At 70.3% G+C, this 16151-nt stretch carries 16 protein-coding genes and 2 pseudogenes; 11 read left to right on the top strand and 7 right to left on the bottom strand.

The genetic code is table 11. The features are described 5' to 3' along the window. Positions 1-126: 126 nt before the first annotated feature. Positions 127-837 carry an NADPH-dependent F420 reductase gene (npdG, locus tag ACWD6R_RS06630; RefSeq protein ID WP_451817712.1) on the bottom strand — a complete coding sequence of 237 codons (711 nt, stop codon included), beginning with the start codon at positions 835-837 and terminating at the stop codon, positions 127-129. A 136-nt stretch (positions 838-973) separates the two neighbouring features. Between npdG and ACWD6R_RS06625 the strand changes: the two genes are divergently transcribed. Together ACWD6R_RS06625 and ACWD6R_RS06620 are read left to right on the top strand one after the other, a co-directional pair. Beyond that, on the top strand, positions 974-1576 hold the full coding sequence (locus tag ACWD6R_RS06625) for a hypothetical protein (protein ID WP_451817711.1): 603 nt from the start codon (positions 974-976) through the stop codon (positions 1574-1576). A gap of 89 nt (positions 1577-1665) precedes the next feature. Then, positions 1666-1815, top strand: a pseudogene (locus ACWD6R_RS06620) (MFS transporter); the annotation flags it as partial. A gap of 23 nt (positions 1816-1838) precedes the next feature. Here ACWD6R_RS06620 and ACWD6R_RS06615 read toward each other — a convergent pair. Next, complete coding sequence (locus ACWD6R_RS06615) at positions 1839-2069, bottom strand: hypothetical protein (RefSeq protein ID WP_451817710.1); 231 nt, start codon at positions 2067-2069, stop codon at positions 1839-1841. Between the two features lie 58 nt (positions 2070-2127). On the opposite strand from ACWD6R_RS06615, the gene map reads away from it, so the two are divergent. After that, positions 2128-2985, top strand: coding sequence for a type I methionyl aminopeptidase (gene map / locus ACWD6R_RS06610; protein ID WP_451817709.1), 858 nt, complete (start codon positions 2128-2130; stop codon positions 2983-2985). A gap of 128 nt (positions 2986-3113) precedes the next feature. On the opposite strand, the gene ACWD6R_RS06605 is transcribed toward map, so the two are convergent. Continuing rightward, complete coding sequence (locus ACWD6R_RS06605; RefSeq protein ID WP_451817708.1) at positions 3114-3830, bottom strand: PhzF family phenazine biosynthesis protein; 717 nt, start codon at positions 3828-3830, stop codon at positions 3114-3116. Between the two features lie 116 nt (positions 3831-3946). Here ACWD6R_RS06605 and ACWD6R_RS06600 point away from each other — a divergent pair, with 116 nt between their 5' ends. From ACWD6R_RS06600 to ACWD6R_RS06580, 5 genes are all read left to right on the top strand, one after another. Further along, complete coding sequence (locus ACWD6R_RS06600) at positions 3947-4090, top strand: hypothetical protein (protein ID WP_451817707.1); 144 nt, start codon at positions 3947-3949, stop codon at positions 4088-4090. Positions 4091-4273: 183 nt separating this feature from the next. Beyond that, positions 4274-5410: an iron uptake system protein EfeO gene (gene efeO / locus ACWD6R_RS06595; RefSeq protein ID WP_451817706.1), complete on the top strand. Its 1137-nt coding sequence runs from the start codon at positions 4274-4276 to the stop codon at positions 5408-5410. Between the two features lie 20 nt (positions 5411-5430). Next, positions 5431-6717 carry an iron uptake transporter deferrochelatase/peroxidase subunit gene (efeB, locus tag ACWD6R_RS06590; protein ID WP_451817705.1) on the top strand — a complete coding sequence of 429 codons (1287 nt, stop codon included), beginning with the start codon at positions 5431-5433 and terminating at the stop codon, positions 6715-6717. A 33-nt stretch (positions 6718-6750) separates the two neighbouring features. Then, positions 6751-7722, top strand: coding sequence for an iron uptake transporter permease EfeU (efeU, locus tag ACWD6R_RS06585; protein ID WP_451817704.1), 972 nt, complete (start codon positions 6751-6753; stop codon positions 7720-7722). Next, positions 7655-8590, top strand: coding sequence for a hypothetical protein (locus tag ACWD6R_RS06580; protein ID WP_451817703.1), 936 nt, complete (start codon positions 7655-7657; stop codon positions 8588-8590). Before efeU ends, ACWD6R_RS06580 begins: the two co-directional genes overlap by 68 nt. Positions 8591-8695: 105 nt before the next feature. Here the strand turns inward: ACWD6R_RS06580 and ACWD6R_RS06575 are convergent, their stop codons facing one another. Together ACWD6R_RS06575 and ACWD6R_RS06570 are read right to left on the bottom strand one after the other, a co-directional pair. Continuing rightward, complete coding sequence (locus ACWD6R_RS06575; protein ID WP_451817702.1) at positions 8696-9442, bottom strand: bifunctional DNA primase/polymerase; 747 nt, start codon at positions 9440-9442, stop codon at positions 8696-8698. Between the two features lie 182 nt (positions 9443-9624). After that, a pseudogene (locus tag ACWD6R_RS06570) lies at positions 9625-9753 on the bottom strand (TetR family transcriptional regulator); the annotation flags it as partial. A gap of 225 nt (positions 9754-9978) precedes the next feature. Here ACWD6R_RS06570 and ddaH point away from each other — a divergent pair. Next, entirely contained in the window at positions 9979-10827 is an 849-nt protein-coding gene (gene ddaH / locus ACWD6R_RS06565) for a dimethylargininase (protein WP_451817701.1), read from the top strand. Here the strand turns inward: ddaH and ACWD6R_RS06560 are convergent, their stop codons facing one another. Continuing rightward, positions 10828-11829: a small ribosomal subunit Rsm22 family protein gene (locus ACWD6R_RS06560; protein WP_451817700.1), complete on the bottom strand. Its 1002-nt coding sequence runs from the start codon at positions 11827-11829 to the stop codon at positions 10828-10830. A gap of 187 nt (positions 11830-12016) precedes the next feature. Here ACWD6R_RS06560 and ACWD6R_RS06555 point away from each other — a divergent pair, with 187 nt between their 5' ends. Beyond that, on the top strand, positions 12017-13345 hold the full coding sequence (locus ACWD6R_RS06555) for a hypothetical protein (RefSeq protein ID WP_451817699.1): 1329 nt from the start codon (positions 12017-12019) through the stop codon (positions 13343-13345). A 280-nt stretch (positions 13346-13625) separates the two neighbouring features. Here ACWD6R_RS06555 and ACWD6R_RS06550 read toward each other — a convergent pair whose 3' ends face one another. Then, positions 13626-14933 (bottom strand): multidrug effflux MFS transporter, encoded by a 1308-nt coding sequence (locus ACWD6R_RS06550; protein WP_451817698.1) that lies wholly within the window; start codon positions 14931-14933, stop codon positions 13626-13628. 81 nt (positions 14934-15014) lie between these two features. Here ACWD6R_RS06550 and ACWD6R_RS06545 point away from each other — a divergent pair, with 81 nt between their 5' ends. Further along, the gene (locus ACWD6R_RS06545; protein WP_451817697.1) at positions 15015-16016 is read left to right on the top strand and encodes a Gfo/Idh/MocA family protein; all 1002 of its coding nucleotides are present in this window, start codon (positions 15015-15017) and stop codon (positions 16014-16016) included. Positions 16017-16151 lie beyond the last annotated feature (135 nt).

The raw sequence follows: 16151 nt of genomic DNA, 5'->3' as shown, positions 1-16151 counted from the left end.
CCCGGCCCCGGACGCCCACCCGGCTCCAAGAACCGACGCCCCGCACCCCACCACCACGTGGGCAAACCACCCAAAACGAATGCCCGACGGAACGCAAGAAAGGATCAAGCACCTTAAACGTCAAGCTCAGACGTCGGTGGTACGCAGGCCCGCGTGCGCCTTGTAGCGGCGGTTGACCGAGATCAGGTTGGCGACGAGCGATTCGACCTGGTGGGCGCCCCGCAGCCGGCCCGCGAAGATGCCGCGCATGCCGGGGATCCGGCCGGCGAGCGCCTGGACGAGGTCGGTGTCGGCGCGGGCCTCGCCCAGCACCAGCACATCGGTGTCGATCTCCTCGATCGCCTCGTCCTGGAGCAGTACCGCCGAGAGGTGGTGGAAGGCGGCGGTGACCCGGGAATCGGGCAGCAGGGCGACGGCCTGCTCGGCGGCACTGCCCTCCTCGGGCTTCAGGGCGTACGCGCCCTGCTTGTCGAAGCCGAGCGGGTTGACACAGTCGATGACGAGCTTCCCGGCGAGCTCCTCGCGCAGCGATTCCAGGGTCTTGGCGTGGCCGTCCCACGGCACGGCGACGATCACGACGTCGCTGCGCCGGGCGCAGTCGGCGTTGTCCGCGCCCTCGACGCCGAGGCCCAGCTCGCCGGCGGCGGCCTGGGCGCGGTCGGCGACGCGCGAGCCGATGATCACCTTCTGCCCGGCGCGGGCGAACCGGTAGGCGAGCCCGCGGCCCTGCGGACCGGTGCCGCCGAGCACGCCGACGGTCAGCCCGGATACGTCGGGAAGGTCCCAGGGGTCCTTGGCGGGGGGCTTGGGCGCGCTGCCACTGTCGTTCGTAGTCATGGCGCCGACATTACTGCCCGCCCTGGAAGGGAAGGCCAGGTCGATCTCCTGCGACATCCGTCACTCAGGCCCCGTTCGGCTGGTTCGGTGTCGTTCGCCGGTGCCGGGGCCTGGCTCTGCGGCATGATGCCGGGCCATGGATGCCGTACGCGTCGCCCTGCTCCGAGAAGTGCTCGCCGGGACCGAGTGGCCCGCGGCGGCCCGGCGTTTCGCGGGGACGCTGCGCTCGTCCGTCGTTCCGCACGGCGGCGGGCTGCTGCTGGTGGGGACAGCGGCGTACGAGCCGTGGCACCTGGCGGCCCATCTCGTCGACGAGTCCACCTGGTCCGGGCTGCCGGAGCTGACTCCCACACTCGTACGGCACCGGGTGGGACCGGGCGATCCGGCGCATCTGGCCGTCGGTCTGGGCCGGATCGAGGCGGCCGGGCGGGGCGAGACGCTGCTCCTGGTGGCCCCGGAGCGGCCCGGGGCCGGGCTGCTGGAGCGAGTGCACGATGCGCGCCGGGCCGGGGCGACGGTGCTGTCGCTGGACGACGGCGACCCGGAGGTGGGAGGGCTGGCCCATGAGTCGCTCGCGGTGACCGGCACCGACGATGTGGACCTGGACACCGTGCAGCATCTGGTGAGCGCGGCGGCCGGCGAGAACAGCGCCCCGGCGCCGCGCGGTCGGCGCGGCTTCCGGGACCGGCTGTCCCGGCTCGCCGACCAGCTGACCGCGCCACCGCCACCGAGGTGGTGAAGGGCCGCGCACCGCGGCCAAAACCGGTTGCAGACGGCGCGTACGGCACCGGACCATGACCCCTCGTGACCTCCGCCTCCGCCCTGCCCGCGTGCGTGGCCTCGGTCGCGCTGCTGGCGGCGGCGCTGCCGAAGCTGCTCACGTACGACTCCGGGACGGACGAGGACGCCGAACGGCGGCGGCAGGCGAGAGCATCCGGTCTCCCGGCGTCTGGAGAGTCAAGCCCCTCGGGCGCCTGAGAAACGGAGCCCCGGGGCCGGGCCTACGCGTCGGCCTCCGGAGGCGTGGGGCGGTCGTGCCATTTGGGGTCGTTCTCCCACTCCAGGTTCCGCTCCTGCGCCGTCTCCATGGCGTGCCGAGCCTCCTCGGGCGTGGTGTACGGCCCGAACCGGTCCTTCGCCGGGCACTCCGGGCCTTCCTCGACCTTCTTGTGCTCCAGGCAGTAGTACCACTCGCCCGGCTTGCCGACCGTGCGCTTCTTGAACAGGGCCATCATCGACTCCTTTCCTCGGAGCCATGCTGCCCCAAGCATGCTGGTTAGACTCGCTGATATGTCTGGCCAGTCGCTCCTCGTACCAGGGGAGATCACTCCCATCCGTTCCGTACCCGGAAACATCCGGCGCCCCGAGTACGTGGGCAAGCCCGCTCCCACGCCGTACACCGGCCCGGAGATCCAGGACGCCGACACCGTCGAGCGCATGCGCATCGCGGGGCGGATCGCCGCGCAGGCGATGGCGGAGGCCGCGAAGCACATCGCCCCGGGTGTGACGACGGACGAACTCGACCGGGTCGCCCACGAGTTCATGTGCGATCACGGCGCCTATCCGTCGACGCTCGGCTACCGCGGCTTCCCCAAGTCGCTCTGCTCGTCGCTCAACGAGGTCATCTGCCACGGCATTCCGGACTCCACGGTGCTGCGCGACGGCGACATCGTGAACCTCGACGTCACCGCGTACATCAACGGTGTGCACGGCGACAACAACGCCACCTATCTCTGCGGCGATGTGGACGACGAGTCCCGGCTGCTCGTGGAGCGCACCGAGGAGTCCCTGAACCGCGCCATCAAGGCGGTCCGCCCCGGGCGCCAGATCAATGTGATCGGGCGGGTCATCGAGTCGTACGCCAAGCGTTTCGGGTACGGCGTGGTCCGCGACTTCACCGGGCACGGGATCAATTCCTCGTTCCACTCCGGCCTGATCATTCCGCACTACGACAGCCCGCACGCGACCACCGTGATGCAGCCCGGCATGACCTTCACCATCGAGCCGATGCTGACGCTCGGGACGCACCAGTACGACATGTGGGACGACGGCTGGACCGTGGTGACGAAGGACCGCAAGCGCACCGCCCAGTTCGAGCACACGCTGGTGGTGACGGAGACGGGCGCGGAGATCCTCACCGTTCCGTAGCCCTCGTACGCGATCTTTCCCACCGGGCACGGGAGCGGAGCCGGGCGTATCGTTTTTACCGACAGGCCGTCGGGAAGTTGTTGACCTGGGTAAGCCGGCCCAAGTCCCGGCCAGGATCCGCCGGACACTCAGCCGCGGGTGGACAGCAGGACGCGGCCCCCGATCTCCACCGTGCCGTCCGGTGCGGGTGCGGTGAGGATCTGGGAGCCGCGCCCCTGGGTGATGTTCAGGGCGCGGCCCAGCTGCGCGCTGAGCAGCAGCGCCGCGGCGCCCGTCGCCTCGTCCTCCGTGATCCCCCCGGTACAAGCCCCGGCCCCACCGGAGCGGCTGACGCCGCGCTCATCGATGCGCCGCGGGAACGCCCGCGCCCTGACCCGTCCCGCCGCCTCGTCCTCCCACGCCCAGACGTAGAGCCAGCCCTCCCCGGGCGGCGGTCCGGTCAGCGCCTCGACCTCGGTGACGGATGCGTAGCGCTCCAGCGTGCGCGGCGGCGCCCACTCGGGGCGTGCGCTGATCCAGGTGAACTCACCGTCCTGGCGGGCGAAGATCTCCCCGACCGGCAGTTCCAGAATCTCCAGATCGAGCAGCCAGGCGGTGCCGACGAGCGGATGCCCGGCAAAGGGCAGCCGGAGTCCCGGCGTGTAGATGTCGATGTGCCCCCGCTCGGGGTCGTCGACGAACACGGTCTCGCTGAAACCGAGTTGTCCGGCGAGCGCCTGCCGGGACGCCTCGTCGGGGTACGCACTCCCGTCGCGTACGACCCCGAGGGCGTTGCCGTGCCGGCCGTCGGGGCCGCAGAACACCCGCAGTACGTCGATGCCTGCGGGTACGTCGAAGTCATTCACGTGCGCATTCAAGCGCCGCGCGGGCGCCGGTCGCGCCGCAGGGCCGGACCGGCAGGCTGCCGGGCCGAGGCACCCGAGGAGCCCAAAGTTCCTGTGGAGTCCGGAGTTCGGCGGCCTTGTCGAGGGCGATCGCTCTCCGCGCCGTCCGGGGCGAACGGGCCCGGGTGCCGGCGCAGTGCGCCGCGCTGCTGCTCGACGAGCCGACCGCCGCCCTCGACCTGCGCACCGAAACGGAACCCGGCCACTTGACCTTTGCTTGACCTTTCCTTGGGTCGCCCATGGTCTGTCCGTGATCACTCCGTTCCCCCGCGCCCCAAGTGAGAGCTGAATCACTGCACGGGTGGGCATCAGTCAGGTAAGCCTCGGTTAAGTTAGGTTCGCCTCACCTGCCCTGCCTTTGTCCAGTTCCAGTCCTTCCTCCCTTCAGCCTGTGTGGAGCCCGTATGCGAGCCGTTCGTCTCTCCGTAGTCACCGCTGCCGCCACCGTGGCAGCCCTGACCGCCGTCACGGGCTGCGCCGAGAAGAGTGACGGCAAGGGCGAGGGCGCTCTGAGCGTCGTCGCGAAGGACGACTCCTGCACGGTGTCCAAGAAGAAGCTCCCGGCCGGCCACGTCGAACTGGCCGTCGAGAACAAGGGCTCCAAGGTCACCGAGGTCTACCTGCTCTTCCCGGATGCCCGCATCGCCGCCGAGCGCGAGAACATCGGCCCCGGCACCAAGGCCACCATCACGGCCGAGGTCAAGACCGGCTCCTACGACATCGTCTGCAAGCCCGGCATGAAGGGCGCCGGCTACCGGCAGAAGATCGAGATCACCGGCGGCACCACGGCCAAGCGCAGCCCCGAGATGGACAAGGCCGTCGCCGAGTTCCGCACCTATGTGCAGGCGCAGGCCGACGAGACCCTGCCGAAGGCCAAGGTCTTCACGGACGCCGTCGCCGCCGGTGACGTCGAGGCCGCGAAGAAGGCGTACGCCGAGTCCCGCATCGGCTGGGAACGTACCGAGCCCGTCGCCGAGTCCTTCGGTGACATCGACCCGAAGGTCGACCTCCGCGAGGACGGCCTGGAGGCCGGCCAGAAGTGGACCGGCTGGCACCGCCTGGAGAAGGCGCTGTGGCACGACAACAAGCTCGGCGCCGAGGAGAAGGCTCTCGCCCCGGTCCTCTACAAGGACCTGCTCGACTGGCAGGAGCGGGTCGGCACGGCGGAGATCACCCCGACCTCGATGGCCAACGGCGCCAAGGAGCTCCTCGACGAGGTAGCCACCGGCAAGGTCACCGGTGAGGAGGAGCGCTACAGCCACACCGACCTGATCGACTTCAAGGGCAATGTCGAGGGCGCGCAGAAGTCGTACGAGCTGCTGAAGCCGATCGCGTCGAAGAACGACCCGGCGCTGACCGCCTCCCTGGACAAGCAGTTCGCGTCGTTGAACACGCTGCTGGACAAGTACCGCGCGGACAAGACCTCCTACGAGTTCACCTCGTACGAGAAGGTCGGCAAGGCGGACCGCAAGGAACTGTCGGACGCCGTCAACGCCCTGGCCGAGCCGCTGTCGCGGCTCGCTGCCGCGGTGACGAAGTAACGAGCGGGGAGGCTTCGCGCATGTCCGAGGAGACACAGAACACCGTCGACGGCGAAGAGACCGCTGCCGCGGCCGGCGGACGTGCCCCGTCCCGCCGCGCCCTGCTCGGCTGGGGCGGTGCCGGGCTGGCGCTCGGCGCGGTCGCGGCCGGTGGAGCGGTCGCCGCGGCGCGTACGGGCGACGACACGGTGCCGGCCGCGGAGAGCGGCGCCGCGGTGCCGTTCCACGGTGTCCACCAGGCCGGTATCGCCACCGCCGTCCAGGACAGGCTGCACTTCGCCGCGTTCGACGTGACGACGAAGGACCGGGCCGAGCTGATCGCGCTGCTCAAGGAGTGGACGCGGGCGGCCGAGCGGATGACGGCCGGTCATGCGGTCGGCGACGGGGCGTACGGCGGTCTCGCCGAAGCACCGCCGGACGACACGGGCGAGGCGCTGGGGCTCAAGCCGTCCCGGCTCACCCTCACCATCGGCTTCGGTCCCTCGCTGTTCGCCAAGGGGCGGTTCGGTCTTGAGGACCGGCGCCCGGAGGCGCTCGTCGATCTGCCGAAGTTCCCCGGCGACAATCTCGACACGGCTCGCAGCGGCGGCGACCTGTGCATCCAGGCGTGCGCGGACGACCCGCAGGTCGCGGTGCACGCCATCCGCAACCTCGCCAGGATCGGCATGGGCCGCACCGCGATCCGCTGGTCGCAGCTGGGCTTCGGCAAGACGTCCTCGACGACGCCCGACGCCCAGACCCCGCGCAACATGATGGGCTTCAAGGACGGCACCCGGAACATCTCCGGCACCGACACCGCGGCCCTGGACAAGCATGTGTGGGTCGGCGAGAAGGACAAGGCGGGCTGGATGACCGGGGGTTCGTACCTGGTGGCCCGGCGCATCCGCATGCACATCGAGACCTGGGACCGGACCGGGCTCCAGGAGCAGGAGGACGTCTTCGGCCGGGACAAGGGCGAGGGCGCCCCGGTGGGCAAGGCGAAGGAACGCGACGAGCCGTTCCTGAAGGCGATGCTGCCGACCGCACATGTGCGGCTCGCCCACCCGGACAGCAACGACGGTGCGACGATCCTGCGCCGCGGCTACTCCTTCACGGACGGTACGGACGGTCTGGGCCGGCTCGACGCCGGGCTGTTCTTCCTCGCCTACCAGCGCGATGTCCGTAAGGCGTTCATCCCGCTGCAGCGCCGCCTCGCGGCACATGACGCACTCAACGAGTACATCCAGCACGTGGGTTCGGCGCACTTCGCCGTCCCGCCGGGCGTCCGCGACAAGGACGACTGGTGGGGCCGGGCGCTGTTCTCGTAACGGGACTCGAAGCGGACAAAGGAGAACCGAAACGTGTTCAGCAACTTCCTGATCGGCCTGCGCGAAGGCCTTGAGGCGAGCCTGGTCGTCTGTATCCTCATCGCCTATCTGGTGAAGACCGGCAACAAGAGCAAACTGCTGCCGATCTGGATCGGTGTCGGCATCGCGGTCGTCGTCAGCCTGGCGTTCGGCGCCGGTCTCGAATTCGGCTCGCAGGAGATGACGTTCAAGGCGCAGGAGGCGCTCGGCGGTTCGCTGTCGATCATCTCCGTGGGTCTGGTCACCTGGATGGTGTTCTGGATGCGGCGCACCGCGCGGCATCTGAAGAAGGAGCTGCACGGCAAGCTGGACGCGGCGCTCGCGATGGGCACCGGGGCGCTCGTCGCGACGGCGCTGCTCGCGGTCGGCCGGGAGGGGCTCGAGACCTCGCTGTTCGTCTGGCGCGCGGTGCACGCCGCGGACGACGGCTGGCATCCGATGATCGGCGCGTTCCTCGGGATCGCCGCCGCCGTGGTGCTGGGCTGGCTGTTCTACCGAGGTGCGCTGAAGATCAACCTGGCGAAGTTCTTCACCTGGACCGGCGGCATGCTGGTGGTCGTCGCGGCGGGTGTGCTCGCGTACGGCGTCCACGACCTGCAGGAGGCCGAGTTCCTGGGCGGTATCCACAACCGGGCGTTCGACATCAGCGCCACGATTCCGCCGGACAGCTGGTACGGCACGCTGCTGAAGGGCACCTTCAACTTCCAGCCCGACCCGACCGTTCTTCAGGTCACGGTGTGGGCGCTGTATCTGATCCCCACGCTCGCACTGTTCCTGGCCCCGGTAGGGTTCGGACGGTCAGTGGGGGCGACGGATCAGAAGGCGCAGAAAGCAACGGATGAGAAGCCTGAGGCCGATTCGGCTGGCGACGGGGCTCGCGGCAGCGACAGTGCTGAGCATGACGGCGAGCGGGTGCGTGACGGTGCACGGCGAGCTGGAAGTCGTACCGGCGGCGACGAAGTCTGAGGCTGCGAAGGCCCTCGCGGACTTCACCGCCGCGTACAACGCGGCGGACAAGGCTTACGATCCCGCGCTCGACGCGGACCGGGTGACCGGTTCGCTCGGCGCGATCAACCAGGCCGGCCTGAAGGCGCGGCAGCAGAACAACCCCGGCGGCAATGCCAGCCACAGGCCGTTGGAGCTGACCGACGCCACCTATGTCATCCCGAAGAAGGCAGGCTGGCCGCGCTGGTTCGTCGCGGACACCGACTCCAACCGCGACCGGGACAGCGGGAAGCAGGACACCCGCTGGCTGATCGTCTTCCTGCGGTCCGGGCCCGACGCCGGGTGGCGGGCCGCCTATCTGTCGGTCGTGGCGCCCGCCGCGGTGCCCGCCTTCGCGAAGGACAGCGACGGGCGGGCCCGGCCGGTGGCCACGGACAGCAGTGAACTCTCCGTGGCGCCCAAGGACTTGGGTACCCAGTACACGGAGTATCTGCAGAAGGGCACGCCGGACGTGTTCGCCCCTGGGGTCGCCACCTCGGGCTGGCGGGACGTGCGCAGGACCACCCGCCAGGCAGGCTTCTCGTACCAGTACATCGACCAGCCGCTGGACAGCGGTACGTTCGGTCCGCTCGGCCTGGAGACCGAGGACGGCGGGGCGCTGGTCTTCTTCAGCAGCAAGCACTTCGAGCAGCAGACCGCGGCGAAGGGGCTGCGTCCGCCGGTCAACGCGGATGTGCAGGCGCTGCTGACCGGTGAGGTGAAGACCACCCTCACCAAGGAGCGCGTCTCCAGCCAGCTGGTGTACGTCCCGAAGAAGGGCGCCGCGAACGGCGCCAAGGTGATCATACTGAACCGACTGCCGGGGCTCACGGCGGCGAAGGGCTCGTGACGCCATAACGCTGTGGACCCGGGAGCCGTGCCCCGTGCCCCGCGATCCGGTAGCCGTGAGCCGGGAGACGGGGGCGCAGGGCTCGTGAGGCCCCGCGCTCCGGCTTCAGCGGCCGAGCGGCCAGGCCACCGACCCGTGGTCGAGATCGCTCTGGTCCGCCGCATCAACGTACTGCGCGCAGGCGTCGGTGAGCGTCTCCAGCAGCGTCAGCGGGTCCGGCAGCGGGTTCTCCGGCCCGCGGACCCAGTGCACGTCCAGCTCACCGGGGAGCAGGGCGGGCGGCAGGAGCACGTAGCTGCCGCGGCAGTGCCAGCGCAGTCCCGGATGCTCGTCCATGGTCTCGGGATGGCAGTCCAGCTCGCAGGGCCACCACTCGTCCTCGTCCTCGGGGGTGCCGCGGGTGGCGGTGAAGAAGAGCATCCGGTCCTCGCCGGACACGGCCACCGGGCCGACGTCGATATCCGCGGCGATGAGCCGCTCCAGTGCCTGGCTGCCCGCGGTCAACGGCACATCGAGGACGTCATGGATCATGCCGGTCGCGGTGATGAAGTTGGCCTGCGGCTGACTGCGGGCCCAGCGCTCGATCTGGGCGCGGTCGGTGGTGGACTGCGTCTGCCAGGCGAAGGAGACGGGGTGCCTGGCGGGAGTGGGACAGCCGATGCGTTCGCACGAACATCGGTAGCCGATCGGGTGGGCGGCGGGCGCGATCGGCATTCCGGCCTCGGCGACGGCCAGGAGCAGCGCCTCCCGGGCGGTGTCGTCGACCGCGCGCTGCTGCGGTTTGGGTCGCCGGCGCAGCCATTGGGAAAACTTGCTCTCCGTGCCGCGAGAACGGCCGAAATCGGCGCCCATCAATCCCCTTACCTCAGCGTTGCCCCTGCACCTATGGTCCCACCATCCTGCGCCCCGGGTGGCCAGAGTCCTGAAGCAGGGGCGTCGATCGATGCCCCGAGCAGGGCTCTTTGCACTCTTTTGTCTGGAAATGACAGGCGTGGCTGTGGCCGGCTCGGTGTGACTGTGTGGCGCGGCATGATTCAGCGGGCGGCCAGACCGTGCAGGGCGTAGTCGACGAGCGCGTCCGCGTACGCGTGGGTGAGCGGCCGGGTCCGCAGCAGCCAGCGGTGGGTGAGCGGGGCGACGAGGAGCTCGAGGGCGATCAGCGGGGCGAGGCGAGACGTATCGTCTCCGCACCTCTCCGTAGACGTAACGGAGCATCCCGCAGAACCACCCGATCGGTTCACTGCGCGGTAGCTCCGAACGGCGCACCATGAGCTCACGCACAGACCCGTGCGAGCCCCGGCACCCCGCAGGCAACCCCTGCCGTCCGTGAGGAGCCCTCATTGCCCCGTGAAGCCACACCCTCATCGCTTCGTGAAGCCGCCGTCCCCTTGCCCCGCGAAGCCACTGCTCCGGCGCCCCGTGCAGCCACGCCGCGCCGCTACCTGATGTGCGCCCCGGCCCACTTCAAGGTCACCTACTCCATCAACCCGTGGATGGACCCGACCAAGCCGGTCGATCTGCCGCTGGCGCAGGCCCAGTGGGAGGACTTGCGCGACCGCTACCGTGCGCTCGGCCACACCGTCGAGCTGCTCACCCCGCGCCCCGAGCTGCCCGACATGGTCTTCGCCGCGAATGGCGCCACCGTCGTCGACGGGCGGGTGCTGGGCGCCCGGTTCGCCTACCAGGAGCGGTACGCGGAGGCGAAGGCGCACCGGGACTGGTTCCGGGACCACGGCTTCACCGAGATCCATGAGCCGGACCACGTCAACGAGGGCGAGGGCGACTTCGCGGTCACCTCCTCGTACCTCCTGGCCGGGCGCGGCTTCCGGTCCAGTCCGCTCTCGCACGACGAGGCGCAGGAGTTCTTCGGCCGGCCGGTGATCGGCCTCGATCTGGTGGACCCGCGCTACTACCACCTGGACACGGCCCTCTGCGTGCTCGACGAGGCGGGCGACGAGATCATGTACTACCCGGGCGCGTTCTCGCCGGGCAGCCGGTCGGTGCTGCGACGGCTCTTCCCCGACGCGCTGATCGCCGAGGAGGCGGACGCCACCGCGTTCGGCCTGAACTCCGTCAGCGACGGGCTCCACGTGCTGGTGCCGCAGGGCGCCGCGGGCCTCTTCGACCCGCTCCGGGCGCGCGGCTTCGAACCGGTCCCGATGGACCTGAGCGAGCTGCTCAAGGGCGGCGGCAGCGTGAAGTGCTGCACCCAGGAGCTGCGGAGCCAGGAGGACTAGCTAGTCACCCTCACCGTGGGGCGGCGGCCAGGCGTCGCCCCACGCGATGTCCCGGGCGGCCCGGTACAGCTCGCCGTGCCGCTTGGTGACCGTGGAGCGCTGCAGGGCCTCGTCGCGGGTGCACAGGTCCAGCAGCACCTGCCCCTTGCGGATCTGCGGCTTGCGGGTGACCCGGGCGCGTACCGGTTCGGTGGCGAAGCGGGTCGCCACGACATAGCTGAACTTCTCGTCCTCGTACGGCAGCGAGCCGCCCTTCACCTGCCGGTGCAGCGAGGAGCGGCTGACCCGGGCCGAGAAGTGGCACCAGTCGGTGCCCGGCTCAATGGGGCACGCGTCGCTGTGCGGGCACGGGGCGGCGACCGTCAGTCCGGCGGCGATCAGCCGGTCGCGGACCTCGATGACGCGGGCGTAGCCGTCGGGGGTGCCGGGCTCGACGATGACGACGGCCTGTGCGGCGGCCGCTGCGGCGTCGACCAGGCCGGTGCGCGCCTGCGCCGTCAGTTCCTTGAGCACGTAGCTGATGGTCACCAGGTCCGTGGGGTCGAGCTCCAGTCCTGCACCGATCCGGGCCCGCCGCCACTCGGCGGTGCGCAGGGCCTCGATGCCGGAGGCCTCGGCGAGCTCGCGGCCGAGGGTGAGCGCGGGCTCGGCCCAGTCCAGGACGGTGGTCCGCTGGCCTTCCCAGGCCCCGGCGACGGCCCAGCTCGCCGCACCCGTGCCGCCGCCGATGTCGGTGTGCGTGGCGGGCGTCCACTCCGGAGCGGCCTCACGGAACGCGGCGAGGGCGGACCGTACCGCTTCGAAGGTCGCGGGCATGCGGTACGCGGCGTACGCGGCGACGTCCGAGCGGTCGCGGAGCACCGGGGCATCGGTGGGGGTGGTCCCCCGGTAGTTGGCGATGAGCCGGTCAACGGCCTGCGCGGCCTGCTTGGGCGGCAGTCCTTCGAGGAGTCCGGCCAGCGCCGTGCGCAGGGCTTCCGCGGTGGAGAGGGTGACGTTCACCGACGAATTGTAGGCGGATACGACCGGTTGTTCCCCGGCCGTTCCCCGGCCGGTGCCTGTCCCTTCCTGCGCCCCGTCGCCCGGCACGGGACCTTCGCGGAACAGCGCCGGATCCGAACTGCTGGTAAACCCGGGCCAGTTGCTACGCTGACCGGCGCGACGCCAGGATTGCTCATCGGAGGGGACCATGAGACAGAAGATCGTGCGCCTGACTCTGGTCGCCGGGGTGCTCGTACTCGCCCTGCTGCTTCTGCTGGCCACGTGCGGTGCCGGGGGCAGCCAGGACCGGAAGGGCGCCGACAAGCCGGCGAAACCCGTGCCGACGCCCACGGGCCCGGGCCCGGCGACACAGCTCACGGTTCCTCCCGCGTACACCACGCAAAGCGGCTGGGAGCTCGTCAACACCTCTCCCGACTACGCGATCTCCCGGACGACGGGACGCCTCGGCTATCTGCTGCGGGTCGCCGACAACCAGTACCGGCTGGAGACCATCGACTCGGAGACCGGGAAGGCGGGCTGGAAGGGCGGGAACTGGCGGCCGCCGGCCTCGAAGCACTCCCCGAAGCTGCTCCTGGTCACCAAGAACGACATGGAGTACTTCGTCACCTGGACGTACGGAAAGGTCGGCGTGAACGCGCTGACCCCGGCCGACACGATCGTCTCCCTCGATGTGTACGACGTGAAGGACGGCGCGCGGCGGCGCATCGAGGTGCCGTGGTCCTCCGCCCCGAGCGTGATCGTCTCCGGCCCCGACATCCTGATCAGCGACGGTCGGACGACCAGTGTGGTGGTCGACCCGGCGACCGGACAGATCTCGAAGATCGCTCCCTCGGCGCTGAAGTACCCGAAGGACTGCCCGTCCTGCAAGCAGCTCACCGAGGTGTTCGGACTGACGAAGAAGGGCTTGCTGGTGAGCGGGGCGCGGGAGTTCTGGGTGCAGGGCGGCTGGTTCAGCCGGAACGTCGCCCCGAAGAACACCGACCGCACCAGCGGGATCCCGACGACCGTGGCCCCCGGCTGGGTGCTGGCCAAGTGGCAGCTCGCCAAGGGGCAGAAGCTGGCGCAGACCCATGACCTGTGGGCGGTGCACGACGCGGAGACGGGGAAACCGGTGGCCACCGTCGAGTGCAACAAGGTGGCCATCAAGCCGGGCCAGTACCCGCTGGCCGTCATGTCGCCCTCGGGGGGCTATCTGGTGGCCGGCAACCTCGCCTTCGACCTGACGGCGAAGAAGGGTTTCTGCCTGGAGGCGCCGGACGGTTCGAAGCGGCTGACGCTGGCCTCCGTCACGGACGAGGGCATCGCGTACGGCGCGACGAACGTGCGCAACGTGGCGGACGCCCTGAACGGCGGCGGCCGCCCGGTCGCCGTCGAGGTCGCCACGGGGACCCCGGAGGGGCTGCCGTCCAATGTGCGGCTGCCGGGCGCGGAGGCGGAGGCAGGCGTCGGCGTGTTCCGGTGGACGGACGAGCTGGACCGGCTGCATCTGCTCGGCTACCCGCGCGCGCCCCGCTAATGCCGTGACCGGCAATGTTTGCCCCATGAGGAGTGTCGTCCGGTGCGTGCGATCGCAAGGCGGCCGGAAGTCCCCCAGTGGGGTCTCCCCTGCTCGAACGAAGTTGAGAGCTTGGGGAAGGAGCTACCAGGGCTTGTGGCCAGCGCGGCGAGCGGGCGTGCTGGACAGCGCGACGGGGCAAAGCCTGCCGGGAGGGGCGCTAGGGCCTCTCGTTCGGATCACGGCCGGGCTCGCGGCCCCGGCCGTGATCCGCGGACACTCCCGGGTCGTTCCCGAGCTTCTACGACTGCCGTTGCCAGGGTCGGCACAGGACCAGGAAGCAGGCCATCGCGCCGACCGCGCACACCACCTGGACGACCGCCATCGGGACAGCCGTCTCCTCCCCCGCGATCCCGACGAGCGGTGAGGCGGCGGCCCCGATCAGGAACGACGACGTACCGACCAGCGCCGAGGCGGAACCCGCTGCGTGCTTGGTACGCATGAGCGCCTGGGCATTGGTGTTCGGTATCGCGAGCCCCATCGCCGACATCAGGACGAAGAGCCCGGCGGCGACCGGTATCAGACCGACCTCGCCGAAGACCCCGGACGTCATCAGCAGCAGCGCGACCGCGGCGAGGACGATGACGCCGAGCCCGAAGCCGAGCGCCTTGTCCAGGCTGATCCGGCCCACCAGCAGCTTGCCGTTGATCTGGCCGACGGTGATCAGGCCGATCGAGTTGATGCCGAAGAGCAGGCTGAAGGTCTGCGGCGAGGCACCGTAGATCTCCTGGACCACGAACGGCGAGGCGCTGACATAGGCGAAGAGCGCGGCGAAGGCGAGGCTGCCCGCGATCATGTAACCGGTGAAGACCCGGTCACCGAGAAGTCCGCGCATGGTGCGCAGCGCGTCGCCGATCCCGCCGGTGTGCCGTTCCTCCGGCGGCAGCGTCTCGTGCAGCCACTTCCAGACGACAAGGGTGAGCAGGACGCCGACGACGGTGAGGACGGCGAAGATGCCCCGCCAGTCGGTGAACCGCAGCACCTGTCCGCCGATCAGCGGCGCGACGATCGGTGCGACGCCGGAGATCAGCATCAGGGTGGAGAAGAACCTGGCCATCTCCACGCCGTCGTACATGTCACGGACGACGGCCCGGGCGATGACGATGCCGGCCGCGCCGGACAGGCCCTGCAGGAGGCGGAAGCCGATGAGGAGTTCCGCGGTGGGCGCGAAGACGCAGATCGCGGTGGCGAGTACGTAGACCGCCATGCCGAGGAGCAGCGGCCGGCGCCTTCCCCAGCGGTCGCTCATCGGTCCGACGACGACCTGGCCGAGCGCCATTCCGGCGAGGCAGGCGGTGAGGGTGAGCTGGACGGTGGCCGCGGGGGCGTGCAAGGCGTCGGTGACCGCCGGCAGCGCCGGCAGGTACATGTCCATGGAGAGCGGCGGGAGTGCGGTGAGACCGCCGAGGACGAGGGTGACGAGGAGTGCGGTGCGGCGGGCCGCGGCGATGGCGGCGGGACCGTCACCGGTGCCCCAGCCGGTCCCGGTCCCGGCTGTGGCATTCGATATGTCTGCGTGCTGGGCTCGGCTCACGCCGGTCTCCGGCATTCTCATCTCCAAATAGTTGAATCCGCCTCTATGCTCTCAGCTCAGCCGGAGTGGTCGAGACCTTTTCCTTGGAGGGCAGGCATGAGCAGGACCGTGCGTTGGGGCGTGCTGGCTACGGGTGGCATCGCCGCGACCTTCACCGCCGACCTGCAGGCGATGCCCGACACGGAAGTGGTCGCCGTGGCGTCCCGTACGGACACGTCGGCGAAGTCCTTCGCCGAACGGTTCGGCATACCGAAGGCGTACGGCAGCTGGGCCGAGCTCGCCGCCGACGACGAGGTCGACGTGGTGTACGTGGCCACGCCGCACTCCGCGCACCGGGAGGCCACCGCGCTCTGTCTGGAGGCCGGAAAGCACGTGCTGTGCGAGAAGGCGTTCACCCTCAATTCCCGGGAGGCGGAGGAGCTCGTGGCGCTCGCCCGGGACCGCGACCTCTTCCTCATGGAGGCGATGTGGACGTACTGCAACCCGGTCGTCCGGCGGCTGACCGCACTGATCGCCGACGGCGCCATCGGCGACATCCGTACCGTGCAGGCCGACTTCGGGCTCGCGGGTCCGTTCGGCCCGGACCACCGGCTGCGGGACCGGGCGCTGGGCGGCGGCGCGCTGCTGGACCTCGGGGTGTACCCGGTGTCGTTCGCGCATCTGCTGCTGGGTGAGCCGGACCGTGTCCAGGCCGATGCGCTGCTCTCCCCCGAGGGCGTCGATCTGAACACCGGCATGCTGCTGGGCTGGGAGTCGGGGGCCACGGCGCTGCTGAGCTGTTCGGTCACCGCCGACACCCCGCAGACCGCGTCGGTCACGGGCGCCCGGGGGCGGATCGACTTCCCGCGCGGTTTCTTCTACCCGGAGCGGTTCGTGCTGCACCGGGAGGGTCACGACCCGGAGGAGTTCACCGCGGGGACCGCGGGCGACGGGCTCCGCGGGATGCAGTTCGAGCAGGCGGAGGTCCTGCGCGCACTGCGGGCCGGTGAGACGGAGTCGCCGCTGGTGCCGCTGGACGGATCGCTGGCGGTGATGCGGACGCTCGATGCGGTACGTGACCGCATCGGCGTCCGCTACCCGGCGGACGACATCGGCTGACCGGGACGGAGGCAGGGCTTCACGCAGGCGTGAGGCCCTGGTTCCCCACCTCCGTGACGAACGATCCGTCAGTCGTGACGAACAATCCGGCAGTCGTGACGGGCGCACCGGGCGTGATGACGGCCGACACCGTGC

It is taken from the genome of Streptomyces sp. NPDC005151 (assembly GCF_053599875.1).
This window is presented reverse-complemented; position numbering and strand designations above follow the sequence as displayed.